Origin of the sequence: Flavobacterium cupriresistens (assembly GCF_020911925.1) — a bacterium.
Classification (GTDB): Bacteria; Bacteroidota; Bacteroidia; order Flavobacteriales; family Flavobacteriaceae; genus Flavobacterium; species Flavobacterium cupriresistens.
This window is the reverse complement of record NZ_CP087134.1, coordinates 3325088-3343121: the sequence shown is the minus strand read 5'-3', so window position 1 is coordinate 3343121 and position 18034 is coordinate 3325088. Positions and strand designations below refer to the sequence as shown.

Genomic DNA, 18034 nt, shown 5'->3' with positions numbered 1-18034 from the left:
TGATACAGATTGGAATGTTGTTTAATTGTACCTCAAAATTAGGATTATTTTTATTGAAAAACATCAAAAAATGAAAGTTTTAAAAAACCAAAAATCAGGCTGTAAATTCATACAACCTGATTTCCTTCATGTCCATCATTCTTAAAAAAAGAATTAATAAAAACCAACTTCCAATGGTATCTTCGTGTTGCACTTTTAAGCTCCTGATCAAACCACCAGAGCCGGAATACAAAACTATTTCTGGATAATGATAAAGTCAGAACGTCTGTTTAATAAATGCTCTGCTTCTGAACATTTTACACCATTTTTACATCTGTTAATTAGTCTGCTTTCCCCATACCCTATTGCACTTTCTATTCTGGAAGCGTCAATCCCCTGAGAAACAATATAATCACGGGTTGATTTGGCTCTTTTATCTGAAAGCACCATATTATAAGCATCCTTTCCGCGAGAATCGGTATGAGATTCTATTTTGATTCGGATGTTTGGAAATTTTTGCATGATAAAAACAACCTTAGTTAGCTCTTCGATAGCCAGAGGTGTAATATCGTACTTATCATAATCAAAATAAATTGGTTTTACGTCTACTTTTTCAACTCCTTTTTTCTTTACGACTAAGTCATCGTAATTACTAAGTTCAAAATTGACATCTTTGATTTCGCCTCCGTTTACCTTGGTAGTTTCTACTGTTTTTTCATCACTACTGTAGTTCATTTTTGCCGCAATCATTTTAATCACTTTCCCACAAGGAACTTCTATTGCATATTTGCCCTCATAGTTGGTTTTTGTTTCGCCCAGAACTTCGCTATAGGAATTGTAAGCCATAATTACAACATCGTCCAGTGGCAATTTGGTTTTTCTGTCGACTGCCATACCGGATATCGATTGATTGCAAATTGGTTTTCCTTTTTCAAAAGCGTAAATATCGTCGTCTCCTTTACCGCCGTCTCTGTTGGAAGAAATGTACCCCAATTCACCGGCCTTATCAATTATAAAAGAAAAATCATCTTTGTTACTGTTTATTGGCGCTCCTAAATTTCGGGGTGTAGTAAAACTTCCATCAGACAACATTTTACTTTCATAAATATCTAAATCTCCCCAGCCATAATGCCCGTCTGAAGAAAAATAAAGAACTCCGTTTCTGAAAAAAGGAAAAACTTCATTCCCAATTGTATTGATTTTTGGTCCTAAATTTACAGGAGAACTCATGGTTCCGTCGGCCGCAATTTTCACATAATACAAATCTGTTTCACCAAATCCGTTCGGCATGTCTGACGCAAAAAAGAGCAACTGCCCGTCATCACTTAAAGAAGGGTGTCCAACGGAATACTCTTCACTGTCAAAAAACACTTTTTGCGGATTCTCGAGTTTATTATCTACTATTTTTCCTTCGATAATTTGAAAATTGTTGATTTTGTTTTCATCTACAACCAGTTTGTTTTTCTTTACAATATTTGTTGAATAGTAAATGGTTTTCCCGCTACTGTCAAAAGTGGCTGTCGCCTCATGGTATTTAGTCATTACGTTTGCCAGAAACACTGTTTCGTTAAACAAACTACCATCGGCAGGATTTCTGTCGGCCAAATACAAATTCAGGAAAGGCTGGTTGTTCCAGGTGTATAACTTATCTCCGAATTTTGTTGTGTCTCGGGCAGAAGAGAATACAATTTTATCTACAAAATAAGTAGCTCCAAAATCAGATTTACTGGTGTTAATATCTAAATTTCTAATTTGATAAAGAGATTTCGTTTTAGCTAAACTATCCATTTGGGTTTTCTGAGCGACATAGCGATTGATCTCTTTTTGATCTCCTTTTTTATTTAAATATTCTTTTGTGACCCTATCTGCCTCGTCATAATCCATAACTGCTTTCATAGATTGAATGTAACGCAGGTAGTAGATATCTGTTAAATTATTGCCTTGCACTTCGTATAACTTCCTGTACCATTTGAGTGCATTCCTTGAATCGGAATTGAAGTAATACGAATCAGCAGCGTTCTTTAACGTTTGTGCTGAAGGACTTTTTATGTTTTGCAAACACTCCTCATAGGCTTTTGAAGCATCTAAATAGGAAAAGTTTTTAAACAATGCGTCCGCTTTCTTTAAATTCGTTTGAGCAAAACTAACCGTAAAACTCACGAATAAACTTAGTATATACAATTTTTTCATAAGCTTCATTTTTAGAAGAATCTTGGGGATTTGATTTTACTTTGATTTTTAGTAAACTGGTAGCGCAGAATGAATTCATGTGTACCATCGTTGTACTTATTTAACTGGCTGACCGTATAATCGAAAGCATATCCGAGGTAAAAACTTTTTGTTATTTGAAAGCCTGCCAAGATACTAACGGAATCATCCGTTCTGTAGGCACCTCCAATTACAAATTTTTCCGCAATCATAAAATTCGCCGACACATCAGCAGTAAGTGGAGCTCCATTTACTGCTTTTACTAAAAATGCCGGTTTAAATTTTAAATTTGGACTTAAGTCAAATACATATCCTCCCATTAAATAATAATGTAAGCGATCATAATCTATTGATTCTTGTACATCATCGTAATAATCATTCTGAATGAAGCTTGGAACTGAAAACCCAACATACCATTTGTCGGTGTAATAATAAATTCCCGCTCCAACTGCCAGTTTCATCTGGTTGCTAATGTTTTGATTTAACAAAACATCGTTCTCATCATAAAATCTCCCTTTAGACCAATCTATATCCAACATTCTAAAACCTGCTTTTAAACCAAATGCTAATCTTTTTTCATAACCAAGTGGCAATGAATAAGAGAAGTTTCCATCCAGATACAATTCGCTTGAAGGACCGATTTTGTCGTTTACGACACTTAGTCCCAGACCAATTTTCTCATTGCGGAGTGGTGTGTGAGCAGAAAACGATTGTGTTTCCGGAGCACCGGAAATTCCAACCCATTGAGAACGATGCAAAAGTGTTGCTTCTAAAGTTCCGGTAGATCCGGCATAAGCCGGATTTATCGCCATAGTGTTGTACATGTATTGCGTGTACTGTGGATCCTGTTGTGCGCTGGCACAAAATGTAATAAAAGAACATATTAGAATGAAATACGTTTCTAATAATTTTATATATAGTTTCATAACGATACTTATTTAGTTAATTAATTAGATGATTAATAGAAGCTTATCTCATTATAGATAACCAGCCTTTTTTAATCGTTCCGTCTCCAGTGTCTATCACATAGAAATAAGTACCTGTTGGTAACATATCTCCTCTATTCACAACTCCGGAAACGTTCGCAGTTCCATCCCAAGTATTTTCATAATTTCTTTTACTGTATACTAATGCACCATATCTATTGAAGACTTTTAGTTCATTGTCCGGATAGGTTTGGATACAATCAATTCTGAAAAAATCATTTAGTCCATCGCTATTTGGCGTAAACTCGTTGTACACTGTTAAACAGGTCGGAGTAATTGTTGCTGTAGCGGTGTTATTGAGTAAATTAACATCCAGAGGCATTGAAACCACAATTTTTGCGACATCTAAATAATAATCCGCAGGTATTGCCGCTGCCATTTTGCCTTGTGGAGAACTACCCATTTTATTAGTGTTAACACTTAAAGGTGGTAATACCTCAGCCGTGATTTCCAGTTTTACGGTCTGACCTGAATTTAAAGTTGGTATACTCCACATTCCGGTAGAAGCCGTATATACACCTGAAGTTACAAATGCTCCGATAAAACGATAGCCGGCCGGTAAAAAATTATTAATCTCTACATTAATAAAATTCCCCATTCCTACGTTTCCTATTACAATAGTGAACATTACAGTATCTCCAAAATTTGCTGTAGGATTACTAACAACATTCGATATGGTTAAGTCTGAGCAGGTAGCTACTATTACATCTAATGATTTATAAGTATTATCATTACAGGTATTTAAATAGGCAACCTCAACTTTACCAGGACCGATATCGGACCAAGAAACTGTTACTGAGCCGTCTGATGCTCCTCCACCTGAAAGAATCGTTCCATTAGTAATAGACCATACGTAATTTGATTTTCCATTGGCAATTGAGTAGGTTACCCCGTCAAAAACACATGGCGTATCGTCACTAGCTGTGATCAGAACCAAATCATCATTAGAGAAATTAACTACAACTGCTAATCGTACAGCATTATTACAGCCATTAGTCATATTGTCCTGTGCTGTAGCATAGTAGGTTCCTGCAACAAGAAGTGTTCCTGCCGGTAATGCCGTTCCTCCAGTAGCTGAAGTATACCAGATAGCGCCTGTTTCATTAACCTCGATATCTTCTATCGTTGGATTTGCAGATAAACAGAACGTTTGTACTGGTTTTGAAGTTGTAATAATTCCTTGTGAATTTACATCTACGATCACTTCTAATCTATCCGGGTTTTCACAATTAACAGCGCTTAAAATAACACCATAGTAAGTACCACTGGTCAAAGCTGTTGTTAATGGAATTATAGTTCCACCAGTAGGTGTACTATACCACCCCACATTAGGTTCATTTACCTGAATACTAGCAAAAGTAGGCGCATTAACTATACAGAAGTTTTGTGTAACTGAACCTGTAGTTGGTTTAGGACTAGGTTGTGCCACTGTTACTTTAACCTGTAATCTCACTAAGCTTTCGCAGCCGTTTGTGGCATCATAAATAGCTCCATAATACGATTGTGTTGTTAAGAGCGTATTTGCTGGAATTGGTGTACCACCGGAAGCGGTATAGAACCAAGCAACATTTGTTTCATTGACTACTATGTCTGCCACTGTAGCAGCAGCTGTAGAACAAAATACCTGTTGAGAGTTTGGTGTGGTCGGGTTATTTGGAGCTCCAACAGTAACCTGAACTTGTAATCTGTTAGCACTTGCACAACCCGTTACCGGATCCAGAATAGCTCCATAATAAGCACCTGTCGTCAAGAGTGTTGTTAACGGAATTACTGTTCCACCAACAGCAGTACTATACCAAACTACATTAGCCTGATTGGTTTTGATACTCGCAAATGTCGGTAAGCTTAACAAACAGAAGTTCTGAACTCCTGCAGTTACCAATGTTGGCGTGCCCGGATCGGTTACGCTGATGGTAACCTGTAATCTTACCGCACTTTGACAACCTGTTGTTGCATCTAACAAAGTAGCATAATAAACACCACTGGTTAAAGCTGTTGCCGGAGCAATCGCTGTTCCACCTGTTGCGGTACTGTACCAAACGACATTAGTCTGAGTGGTTTGAATACTAGCAAACGTTGGTGCATTTATCAGACAGAAGTTTTGAGTTCCTGCTGTTACTAATGTCGGTGTGCCCGGATCGGTTACACTAATAGTAACTTGTAATCTCACTGCACTTTGACAACCTGTAGTAGTATTTACCAAAGCAGCATAATAAACACCGCTGGTTAAAGCTGTTGCCGGAGCAATCGCTGTTCCTCCTGTTGCGGTACTGTACCAAACTACATTAGCCTGATTCGTTTGAATACTCGCGAATGTTGGTGCATTTATCAAACAGAAGTTTTGAGTTCCTGCATTTACTAGTGATGGTGTACCCGGATCGGTTACACTGATCGTAACTTGCAATCTCACCGCACTTTGACATCCTGTTGTTGTGTCTAATAAAGCAGCATAATAAGTACCGCTGGTTAAAGCTGTTGCCTGAGCAATCGCTGTTCCACCAGTTGCAGTACTATACCAAACTACATTAGTCTGATTCGTTTGAATACTCGCAAACGTTGGTGCGTTTATCAAACAGAAGTCTTGTGTTGCATCTGTCGTTGTTGGTGTGCCCGGATCGGTTACACTAATGGTAACTTGCAATCTCACTGCACTTTGACAACCTGTAGTAGTATTTACCAAAGCAGCATAATAAACACCGCTGGTTAAAGCTGTTGCCGGAGCAATCGCTGTTCCACCTGTTGCAGCATTGTACCAAACCACATTAGCCTGAGTAGTCTGAATACTCGCAAATGTTGGTGCGTTTACCAAACAGAAGTTCTGAGTTCCTGCATTTACTAATGTCGGTGTGCCCGGATCAGTTACACTAATAGTAACTTGTAATCTCACCGCACTTTGACAACCCGTAGTAGTATTTACCAAAGCAGCGTAATAAACACCACTCGTTAAAGCTGTAGTTGGAGCAATCGCTGTTCCTCCTGTTGCGGTACTGTACCAAACGACATTAGTCTGAGTGGTTTGAATACTCGCAAATGTCGGTGCATTTACTAAACAGAAGTTTTGAGTGCCCGCATTTACTAATGTCGGTGTGCCCGGATCGGTTACACTAATGGTAACTTGTAATCTTACGGCACTTTGACAACCAGTAGTTGCATCTAACAAAGCAGCGTAATAAGTACCGCTCGTTAAAGCTGTTGCAGGAGCAATCGCTGTTCCACCAGTTGCAGTACTATACCAAACTACATTAGTCTGATTCGTTTGAATACTCGCAAAAGTTGGCGCATTTATCAAACAGAAATCTTGAGTTGTATCTGTCGTTGTCGGTGTGCCCGGATCGGTTACACTAATAGTAACTTGCAATCTCACCGCACTTTGACAACCTGTAGTAGTATTTACCAAAGCAGCATAATAAACACCGCTGGTTAAAGCTGTTGCAGGAGCTATTGCTGTTCCACCTGTTGCAACACTGTACCAAACTACATTAGCCTGATTCGTTTGAATACTCGCAAATGTTGGTGCATTTATCAAACAGAAGTTTTGAGTGCCCGCGTTTACTAATGTCGGTGTGCCCGGATCGGTCACGCTGATCGTAACTTGTAATCTCACAGCACTTTGACAACCCGTTGTGGCATCTAATAAAGCAGCATAATAAACACCACTTGTTAGAGCTGTTGTCGGAGCAATTGCTGTTCCGCCTGTTGCAGCACTGTACCAAACGACATTAGTCTGAGTAGTTTGAATGCTTGCAAACGTTGGTGCATTTATCAAACAGAAGTTTTGAGTTCCTGCAGTTACTAATGTCGGTGTGCCCGGATCAGTTACACTAATGGCAACTTGTAATCTCACGGCGCTTTGACAACCTGTAGTTGCATCTAACAAAGCAGCATAATAAGTACCGCTTGTTAAAGCTGTTGCCGGAGCGATAGCTGTACCTCCCGTTGCCACACTGTACCAAACGACATTCGTTTCATTCGTTTGAATGCTGGCAAAAGTTGGCGCATTTACCAAACAGAAGTCTTGTGTTGCATCTGTTGTTGTTGGTGTACCCGGATCAGTTACACTAATAGCAACTTGTAATCTTACGGTACTTTGACAACCTGTTATCGCATTTAGCAGAGCAGCATAATAAGTACCGCTGGTTAAAGCTGTAGTTGGTGCAATAGCTGTTCCTCCTGTTGCAACACTGTACCACACTACATTAGTCTGATTCGTTTGAATACTTGCGAATGTAGGTGCATTTACCAAACAGAAATCTTGTGTTGTGTCTGTTGTAGTTGGTGTGCCTGGATTTGTTACACTAATGATAACCTGCAACCTTACTTTACTTTGACAACCTGTTGTAGCGTCTAACAAAGCTGCATAATAAACTCCGCTTGTTAAAGCTGTAGTTGGTGCAATGGCTGTTCCGCCTGTTGCAACACTGTACCAAACGATATTAGTCTCATTCGTTTGAATACTTGCAAAAGTTGGTGCATTTATCAAACAGAAATCTTGTGTAGTATCTGTTGTAGTCGGTGTACCCGGATCGGTTACACTTATAGTTACTTGTAATCTCACGGCACTTTGACAACCTGTTGTAGCATCTAACAAAGCAGCATAATAAGTACCGCTCGTTAAAGCTGTAGCCGGAGCAATAGCAGTTCCGCCTGTTGCAGCGCTGTACCAAACGACATTAGCCTGAGTAGTTTGAATACTGGCAAATGTTGGCGTATTTATTAAACAGAAGTTTTGAGTTCCTGCAGTTACTAATGTTGGTGTGCCCGGATCGGTTACACTAATAGTAACTTGTAATCTCACAGTACTTTGACATCCTGTAGTAGCATTTAGTAAAGCTGCGTAGTAAACGCCGCTGGTTAAAGATGTTGTTGGCGCAATGGCTGTTCCTCCTGTTGCAACGCTGTACCAAATAACATTAGCCTGATTCGTTTGAATACTCGCGAATGTTGGTGCATTTGCCAAACAGAAATCTTGTGTAGCATCTGTAGTCGTCGGTGTGCCCGGATCGGTTACACTGATGGTAACCTGTAATCTTACGGCACTTTGACAACCTGTAACCGGATCTACAATACCTCCATAGAAAATTCCACTGGTCAATGCCGCTGTTGGAGCAAAAGCAGTTCCTCCACTTGTCGCATTGTACCAAACCACATTTGGCTCGTTTACCTGAATACTTGCAAATGTCGGTGCGTTTACCAAACAGAAGTCTTGTGTGGCATCTGTAGTAGTTGGTGTACCCGGATCGGTTACACTTATAGTAACTCGTAATCTTTCGTTACTTTGACAACCTGTGGTAGCGTCTAACAAAGCTGCATAATAAACCCCACTGGTTAAAGCTGTTGTTGGTGCAATAGCGGTTCCACCTGTTACAACACTATACCAAACAACATTAGTCTGATTCGTTTGTATACTCGCAAACGTTGGTGCATTTGCCAAACAGAAATCTTGTGTAGTATCGGTTGTAGTCGGTGTGCCCGGATCAGTTACGCTAATGGTAACTTGTAATCTCACAGCACTTTGACAACCCGTTGTAGCATCTAATAAAGCAGCATAATAAGTACCACTCGTTAAGGCTGTAGCCGGAGCTATAGCTATACCACCCGTTGCAACACTATACCAAACGACATTAGCCTGAGTGGTTTGAATGCTTGCAAACGTTGGTGCATTAACTAAACAGAAGTTTTGAGTTCCTGCAGTTACTAATGTCGGAGTGCCCGGATCGGTTACACTAATGGCAACTTGTAATCTCACAGCACTTTGACATCCTGTTGTAGCGTCTAACAAAGCAGCATAATAAGTACCGCTGGTTAAAGCTGTAGTCGGAGCTATTGCTGTTCCGCCTGTTGCCACACTGTACCAAACCACATTGGCCTGATTGGTTTGTATGCTCGCAAATGTTGGTGCATTTACCAAACAGAAATCCTGTGTTGTATCTGTAGTGGTTGGTGTACCTGGATCGGTTACACTAATCGTAACTAATAATCTTACGTTACTTTGACAACCTGTTGTAGCGTCTAGCAAAGCAGCATAATAGGTACCACTCGTTAAAGCTGTTGTTGGTGCTATGGCAGTTCCTCCAGTTGCTACACTATACCAAACGACATTAGGCTGATTGGTTTGTATACTTGCAAAGGTTGGCGCATTTACCAAACAGAAATCTTGTGTAGTATCTGTAGTAGTCGGTGTGCCCGGATCGGTTACACTAATTGTAACTTGTAATCTTTCGTTACTTTGGCAACCTGTGGTAGCATCTAACAAAGCGGCATAATAAACACCACTGGTTAAAGCTGTTGTTGGTGCTATGGCAGTTCCACCTGTTACTACACTATACCAAACGACATTAGGCTGATTCGTTTGTATACTCGCAAAGGTTGGCGCATTTACCAAACAGAAATCTTGTGTAGTATCTGTTGTTGTTGGTGTACCCGGATCGGTTACGCTAATAGTAACTCGCAATCTTTCGTTGCTTTGACAACCTGTGGTAGCATCCAACAAAGCAGCATAATAAACCCCACTGGTTAAAGCTGTTGTTGGTGCAATGGCTGTTCCGCCTGTTACCACACTGTACCAAATTACATTAGCCTGATTCGTTTGTATACTTGCAAAGGTTGGCGCATTTATTAAACAAAAATCTTGTGTAGTATCTGTAGTGGTTGGTGTACCCGGATCGGTTACACTGATCGTAACTAATAATCTCACATTACTTTGACAACCCGTTGTAGCGTCTAACAAGGCAGCATAATAAGTACCGCTCGTTAAAGCTGTTGTTGGTGCAATCGCTACTCCTCCAGTTGCTACACTATACCAAACGACATTAGGCTGATTGGTTTGTATACTTGCAAAGGTTGGTGCATTTATCAAACAGAAATCTTGTGTAGTATCTGTTGTCGTTGGTGTACCAGGATCGGTTACACTAATAGTAACTCGCAATCTTTCGTTGCTTTGGCAACCTGTGGTAGCGTCTAACAAGGCAGCATAATAAACACCGCTGGTTAAAGCTGTTGTTGGTGCTATGGCAGTTCCACCTGTTACTACACTATACCAAACTATATTAGGCTGATTCGTTTGAATGCTCGCAAACGTTGGTGCATTAACTAAACAGAAATCTTGTGTAGTATCTGTAGTCGTTGGTGTGCCCGGATCGGTTACGCTAATAGTAACTCGCAATCTTTCGTTGCTTTGACAACCTGTGGTAGCGTCTAACAAAGCAGCGTAATAAACACCAGTGGTTAAAGCCGTTGTAGGCGCAATAGCTGTTCCTCCTGTTACAACACTGTACCAAACTACATTAGCCTGATTCGTTTGAATACTCGCAAAAGTCGGCGCATTTACCAAACAGAAATCTTGTGTAGTATCGGTTGTAGTTGGTGTACCAGGATCGGTTACACTGATCGTAACTAATAATCTTACATTACTTTGACAACCCGTTGTAGCGTCTAGTAAAGCAGCATAATAGGTACCACTCGTTAAAGCTGTTGTTGGTGCAATCGCTACTCCTCCTGTTGCAACGCTGTACCAAACGACATTAGGCTGATTGGTTTGTATACTTGCAAAGGTTGGTGCATTTACCAAACAGAAATCTTGTGTAGTATCTGTAGTAGTCGGCGTACCCGGATCGGTTACACTGATCGTAACTAATAATCTCACATTACTTTGACAACCTGTTGTAGCGTCTAACAAGGCAGCATAATAAGTACCGCTCGTTAAAGCTGTTGTTGGGGCAATCGCTACTCCTCCTGTTGCAACGCTGTACCAAACGACATTAGCCTGATTGGTTTGTATGCTCGCAAAGGTTGGTGCATTTACCAAACAGAAATCTTGCGTGGTATCTGTAGTCGTTGGTGTTCCCGGATCGGTTACACTGATAGTTACCTGTAAACGAACAGAACTCTCACAACTGTTTAAAAGGTCTAAAACAGCACCATAATAAACTCCGCTGGTCAATGCCGCTGTTGGTGCAAAAGCAGTTCCTCCCGTTGCTACATTATACCAAACTACATTACTTTCATTTACCTGAATACTCGCAAAAGTCGGAGCATTTATCAAACAGAAATCCTGAGTAGTATCGGTTGTAGTTGGTGTATTAGGATCAATTATAACTATTGTCGCTTCCTGAAGTGTACCGGCAATATTTTCGCAGGTTCCATCACTGGAAACGGCCACATAATATATAATTGGGCTCAAGGCTTTTGTTAAGCCAGTTGCTGTTAAAACACCTGTGCCGCTTATTGCGTAAGTAACCCCGCCAATAACAGCTCCATTTGTTATAGGCTGCGTTTTATTCGCATCCAAATACCACGTAAATACTGCATTTGTTAAAGTAGGTGCGGTTGGTGTCAAGGATGCCGCTATGTTATGACATACGGATGTCCCGTCAACCAGAATATCGGTCTTGATAGAAGGAGGCAGTATTGTAAATGTAATCTGTTTTCTATCTATCGCCGCGGTTTCACATAATTCATCTGAACTAACCCCTACATAATAAGTATAGGTTCCCGGTGTTAAACCATTTACAATTAATTGAGCAGTTGTTTCTCCCGCAATTAACTGACTTGTTGTTCCATCAAAACTATACCAATAATATATCGGATTTGTTAGTACCGGAGTACCACTTAAGCCAGTTGCTAAAGTTACGGTTCCAGATGGAGAACAAATAGAAGTAACTGCTCCTCCGTTTAAAGTAATATTTGTTAAAGTATTTACCGGGCTTGAAGCTCTAACCTCAACGGTTACTTCTCCTCTTGTAAAAGCTTCACAGTTGTATCTTACCGGTTGTATATAATATTTATAAATTCCTGCCGCCAAGGTAGTCGGAATAGTATAAGAAATACCGGTTGCCACAACATTACCTCCTGTTGGTGCGTCATACCATTTATAAGTTGAACAAGCTACTTCGGGTATCTGGAGCGTGACCGCCGTTCCCGGACAGACCGTGACCTTATTGTTTATATCACCCCCTACTACTTTCGTATTGGCTACTCGGTCAACGGTATGAACTCTTAGATTATCCAAGACTCCCGCAACACCACCAAAACGAATTCTAACTCTGTCATAAGGTTCAGGTTGCGAATTCACTAAAACGATAGCCATTGAATCACCTGCTAACAATTTCAAACTTAATAAGGTGCTTGTATTATCTATCGGAGTTCCAACCGCAACATCACCTAAATAACGTTGAATCGTAAATCCGGTAAGTAAATTAATTGCCAAAATAGTTCCCGGTTTTGAGATTACTATTCTTAAAGTATCACTTACTATTGAGGGAGTTTTAAATGCTACAGTTAAATCAGCCGCAGCAAGTGCCCCAACACCGCTGTACATAGTAGCAAAAGTACTGATATCGTTATCTGCTACATTCCATGCATCGCTAACACCCACTGTAGCAGTCAAAGCTCCTACTCCTAAATCTACTGCTCCGTAATAAATATCCTGAATATCTCCAGGAGTACAAACTACAGTAGAAACTGATCTTGTATAATAAGCATCATATACTTTTGTGCTTTGTGCTACACTTACAAGTGATGCCATTTGAATTTTTATTCCATCATAATCTTGTGGTCCGGTACCATCACTTGGAACAAAAGTAAACTCGAAAGCACTGTCTCCTGACAATAGGTTCAACAATGATCCTGAAACCGTTTGAAAAGTTCCTATGTTTACTCCATTTTTAGTTCCGATCACAGATAGGTTTTGTCCTAAGGCCAAAAGACTTAATTCAGTTCCCAACTTAACCGTTACCGGAGTTCCTTTTACAATATTAGCCGGCCATTTCAAATCTTGCCAGGTAGTCCCAACTCCTAAAAGTCCAATTCCGGTTGTAATGGTAGAGTACGTTCGAGTACTTCCGTCAACGGCATTACCCGGATTTGATACTCCTCCCGTTATATTAAACCCAAAGGTTTGTGTAGTAGCATAAACTCGTTCTGTTAATGATTGACAACTATTCAGGTCAATAACATTAATAGAAACAGTTCCGGTTCTTGTACAATTCGCATTACTTGCTACTACTGTATAAGTATAAATTCCAGGCGTGTTTAATACACCAGTTTCAAAGGCTGGTCCTACTAAAGCATTCCCTTGTGGATCAAACCATGCCAATGTTCCATCAGATACTGCGTTTAAAGCTACATTGCTTCCAGTATTCACAGATATCGAAGGTGTCACCACCAAAGTTGGTAAGGCATTGATCGTCACGGTTACCGTTTGTTTAGACGAAGGACAGGTAATTCCATTGCCCTGCGCCTGAATAGAGTAAACGCCGCTTGTGCTTACACTTGCTGCAGCGTCTGCAGTTATAATCGCATTTGACGGATCATAAAAAGTATAAGTTGTATTTCCTGAAGTATCGAAACCAACTATTGCATCTTTCAAATTAACGCTTCCACATCCTTGTAGTGGAACTGCTATTAAAGTTAAACCTGTCGTTGTTGGATAGGTAACGGTTACCTCTTTTAAATTTCCTGCTTCATTTTCGCAATTGGTTGCATTCACAACGGAAATAAAATAAGAGTAAGGCGACGCTCCAGCTGTTAAACCACTAACCGTCAAAGCATAGGTAGTTGGATTTATTGCATAAGTCTCACCTGATCCACCGGTACCCGCGTCTAAGATTGGAATAGTCTTAGCCTGATCTCCGTAATATTTAAATTGTGCTCCGACCAAAGCTGATGTCGGAGAAAGTGTAACTACTCCGGCACAAGAAGCTTCAACAGGACTTGCAATTGTAATATTTGCAGCTGTTGCAAATGGAGATACGGTCACCGTAATTGGTTCACGAACGGTATTGATACAACCACCACGTGTTGCTTCCAGATAATACGTTGTTGACGCTGTTAATGAAGGAGTAGTATAACTTGCTAAAGCAGAAAGCTCTATACCTCCGGTTGCGGAATCAAACCATTTAAATGTTTCTCCTATTGCAGTTGTACTGGCGTTCAAAGTAGCCGTTTGTCCACTGCATATAGGTGAAGAAGCTCCTGTAACGGTTGCATTTTTATATCTAAATGATGCATCATAAATATTCAGACTGGTCAGAACAGTAGCAAGTCCGTTTAATTGAACACGAACACTGGTAAAGGCCCCACCAGCTGTAAAACTAGCTTTAAAACGATTTCCTCCTAATAGTTGGATATCCACAAGTGAACTAATAGAAATCTGATCACTATTAGGAACACCTGAATTAAAACTTTGTAAAGTGATATTGGAAAGAAGACTAATATCAAGAAGTCCGGTAGGAATTCCCAATTCAACATCTATAATATCACCTGATTGACCAGAAGTAGTGAACGTTAATGTTTGCTCAATATGATCTCCTAATAATCCTAAAGGAATGTTAAGTGTTGAAGCTGTTGTTACATCCCCATCAGCAGCATTTCCATCATTATTTGAGCTACATAATAAACATATTGTCGTTCCTCCTTTAGTAACAACCTCCGAATTGGCTTGCAGACAAGAACTAATTGAAGCACTTACGACAACATTAATAGGTGTTCTTACACTACTTATACAGCTGGAAAGAAGACCTCTCGCTGTAACATAATAAGTTGTATTTGCTGTTAGCACTGGTGTTACATAAGTGCTTGTGGCAGTAGCTAATAATGTCCCGCCAACAGCTGCGTCATACCAATCAAATTCAACATTCGGTTCAGGACTTGATACTTGCAAACTAACACTTTGTCCGGACTGAATGATCACATTAGACGATGCCGCAATTGGAGCAGCCGGTAATGGATTAACAGTAACGTCGACTTGCGTTCTTAAAGCGCTTATACAACTGTTAATTCCCGCTTCTATATAATAACTGGTGTTTGCTGTTAAATTTGGTGTTACGAAAGAAGTTCCCGTAAACAACAAAGTTCCGGCAGCCGCCGCATCATACCATTTATAAATTGTACCAAGCACTGGAGATTGAATGGTTATAGTTGAAGTCTGTCCGCTACAAATACTTGCAGGAACAGCAGCCACTATTGGTGCCAACGGATTATCAATCAATACTTGCACCGGCGAGCGCTCACTATTTACACAACCATTTCTGGTGATCTGTATATAATTAGTTACCGCCGAAGTCAAAGCCGGAGTAGTATAGGATGCTGTACTGGCTAATAAATTTCCTCCTGTTAAAGCATCAAACCAAGCAATTGTTTCACCAACAGCAAGACCTGCCGTTAATGTTGTGGTTTGTCCACTACAAATTGTTGTATTTCCGGTAACAGTAGGTACTTTATATCGGTAAGCAGCCTGATAAATATTCACACTGGTTAAAAGAGTAGCCAAACCACCTAATCGAACTTCGACACGGTCAAAATTGGCTCCTGCAGTTACACTGGCTCTAAATTTATTTCCTCCTAATAATTGTATACTTACTATATTATTAATTGAAACTCTATCGTTATTAAAAGTCGCTCCATTATAAGTAGCCAAACTAATATAATTCAATAAAGACAAATCAAGAAGACCAGAAGGTAATTCCAAATCAACATCTACAATATCTCCTGCTTTACCCGGATTATTAAATTGAAGCGTTTGCTGAACCCATCCGTTTACTAAACCAACAGGAACCGTTAGCTGTGCTGCTGTTGTAGCACTACCATCTACAGAATTGTTAGGATTCGTTGAAGTACACAATAAACAAAGTCCATTTAAAGTAGTGACCTGACTATTTGCCTGTAGACAACTTCCCGGCGGCGTACTTATAACGGTTACTAATACAGGTACTCTGGTACTGCTCACACAACTACCTGCAGCACTTTGTGCCTCTGCGTAATACGTTTTAGTGGCTGTTAGTACCGGAGTCGTAAAGGTTGGAGAATTACTAGCCAGAACCGTTCCTCCGGTGGCTACATCATACCAATTTATAGTTACTCCCGGTTCTGAACTTGTTGCGCTTAATATCGCGTTTTGTCCTGATTGTATTGTTACACTTTGTGTTAAAACTGTAGGAAGTGCAGGGACTGCTGTTGACACCACATCAACTTGAGTTCGGGTTGAACTTAAACAAGAGCCTATAACTGCTTCTACATAAAAACTAGTAGTGCCCACCGAAACGGTTGGGCTATAGCTGCTTCCTGAAGCTAAAAGTGTTCCAGCACTTGCTGCAGTATACCAATTATAAGTAGTTCCTAAAATTGGATTTATGACCGATAAGGTGGTTTGCTGTGTACTGCCACTCGAACAAATTGCAGTTCCGGTTGTACTAATTACCGGTGCAACAGGATTCGAGACATTTACAACAACCGGTATCCTCTCATTACTTTCGCAACCTGCTGCCCTTGTAACTCCAATATAATAGGTTGTATTCGTCGTTAAAGCTGGACTTGAAAAAGAGTTCCCTCCTATTAAAGCCGTTGTAGAAGTTGCCGAATCGTACCATGCCAAAGTAGTTCCCACTGAAGGAGCTGCTGTTAATGTAATAGAATTTCCAGAACAAACAGTCTGACTTAAACCGCCTGTCACTGTTGGGTCTGCAAACTCTAAACGAACATCATAAATTCTTAAATTAACTAAGGCACTTAAAACACCTCCCAGCTGAATTTGAACCTGATTGGCATCACTTGTCAGCTTAAACTTTAATATTCCGGTTGTATTACCCGGAAGCAAACTTAAATTAAGCAAAGGACTATCCATTGCAACACTTGGCCCTGCATTAGTGCCATTTAACTTAGCCTGAATGGTACCCGTAGATAACAATCCTAAACTAAGTAAGCCACTGCCGTTACCAATGTAAAAGACAATTTCATCACCAGCTTTAGCTGTTTGGTTCAAGACCATTGTTTCCTGGACCGAACACAAAACCCCGACGACCGTATTCATAGTCGTAAAGGTGGTCAAACCGGGATCATTGTCGAAAGCCGCCGTAGGATTAGTTATACTTGAGCCAACACATATACCAGAAATACCATTCGTTTGTGATACTGGTCTACAAAATGTTTGCGCAAATGTTTTATTGCATAAAAACAATAAAAATAATAGTCCTAACAATCTCTTCATAAAATGGAGATCATAAAAAGTAAAATTTTTTTTCATAATTTGGAAGATTAGAAAATGGACAATAAAATACCTCTTGCGATAAGTACGTATACTTAGGCAATTCAAAAAAGCACTAATAATCAATTGATTAAAACAAAACCTAAAGCCTTAAAAAATAAGGACTTAAAATCTATTTCTTAAAAAAAATAATATTGTAATTTGGTTAAATTAAATATGCTGCCGAGCATTTCTTATTCAATGTGAATAAAAAACGGACTCAAAATTTTTTGGAATACTGACCTGGATCAATCTTCCCTATGAAGTGATTTGTTGTAGTATTAATTTTCAGCGATGAAAATTATAAGCTTGGAAGAATTGGGGAATTCTTTAAAATATTTGGTATGTTTCAATCACTATAGAAAGATGATTAGGCCTTCTATAAACTTCTTTATTTAGAGTTGACTCTAAAAAATTGAATACATTAATTTTAATAAATACTATTTCTTAATTAAAGAAATATCATTAGCATAAAACTGCTAATTAACAAACCGCTGACTGGGGTTTGAAAATACAAAATTGACGTAACGGGAAAATCTTTGGAAAAAGTTTACAATCCAATCAAAATCAAGATTCAAAGACGTCTTAATTTTAATTCTGTAAATAAAGAGTAAAGCTAAAATAATAAAAACACCAAATGTAAACTCGATAAAGAAAGTAAATGTCAATTCCATAAGCAGATTAATTTAAGTTATTACTAAAATCTTCAAATTTAAAATCCTGCAAAAAAAACATAAAATTGTAACCTGTCTCTTCTTTAATGAAGTAATCAGATTACTTACTATTTAATAGGTATTTTTGAAAAAGTACAAAAAAGCATTTTGTTTAACTTTCACTACTTAAA

General features: G+C 39.4%; 3 protein-coding genes. All 3 read right to left on the bottom strand.

The features are described from left to right. Positions 1–234: 234 nt before the first annotated feature. From LNP23_RS14220 to LNP23_RS14210, 3 genes are read right to left on the bottom strand one after another with little or no spacing between them, the layout of a single operon-like run. Positions 235–2169, bottom strand: coding sequence for an OmpA family protein (locus tag LNP23_RS14220; RefSeq protein WP_230001699.1), 1935 nt, complete (start codon positions 2167–2169; stop codon positions 235–237). 11 nt (positions 2170–2180) lie between these two features. Further along, a complete protein-coding gene (locus tag LNP23_RS14215) occupies positions 2181–3113 on the bottom strand; it encodes a PorP/SprF family type IX secretion system membrane protein (protein ID WP_047779272.1) in 933 nt (310 codons plus the stop codon). A 43-nt stretch (positions 3114–3156) separates the two neighbouring features. Continuing rightward, positions 3157–17190 carry an Ig-like domain-containing protein gene (locus LNP23_RS14210; RefSeq protein WP_230001698.1) on the bottom strand — a complete coding sequence of 4678 codons (14034 nt, stop codon included), beginning with the start codon at positions 17188–17190 and terminating at the stop codon, positions 3157–3159. Positions 17191–18034: the final 844 nt, after the last annotated feature.

Bases quoted from the DNA above. Each gene is read 5' to 3' on its own strand.
- LNP23_RS14220 (WP_230001699.1), bottom strand. From the start codon at position 2,169: ATGAAAAAATTGTATATACTAAGTTTATTCGTGAGTTTTACGGTTAGT.
- LNP23_RS14215 (WP_047779272.1), bottom strand. From the start codon at position 3,113: ATGAAACTATATATAAAATTATTAGAAACGTATTTCATTCTAATATGT.
- LNP23_RS14210 (WP_230001698.1), bottom strand. From the start codon at position 17,190: ATGAAAAAAAATTTTACTTTTTATGATCTCCATTTTATGAAGAGATTG.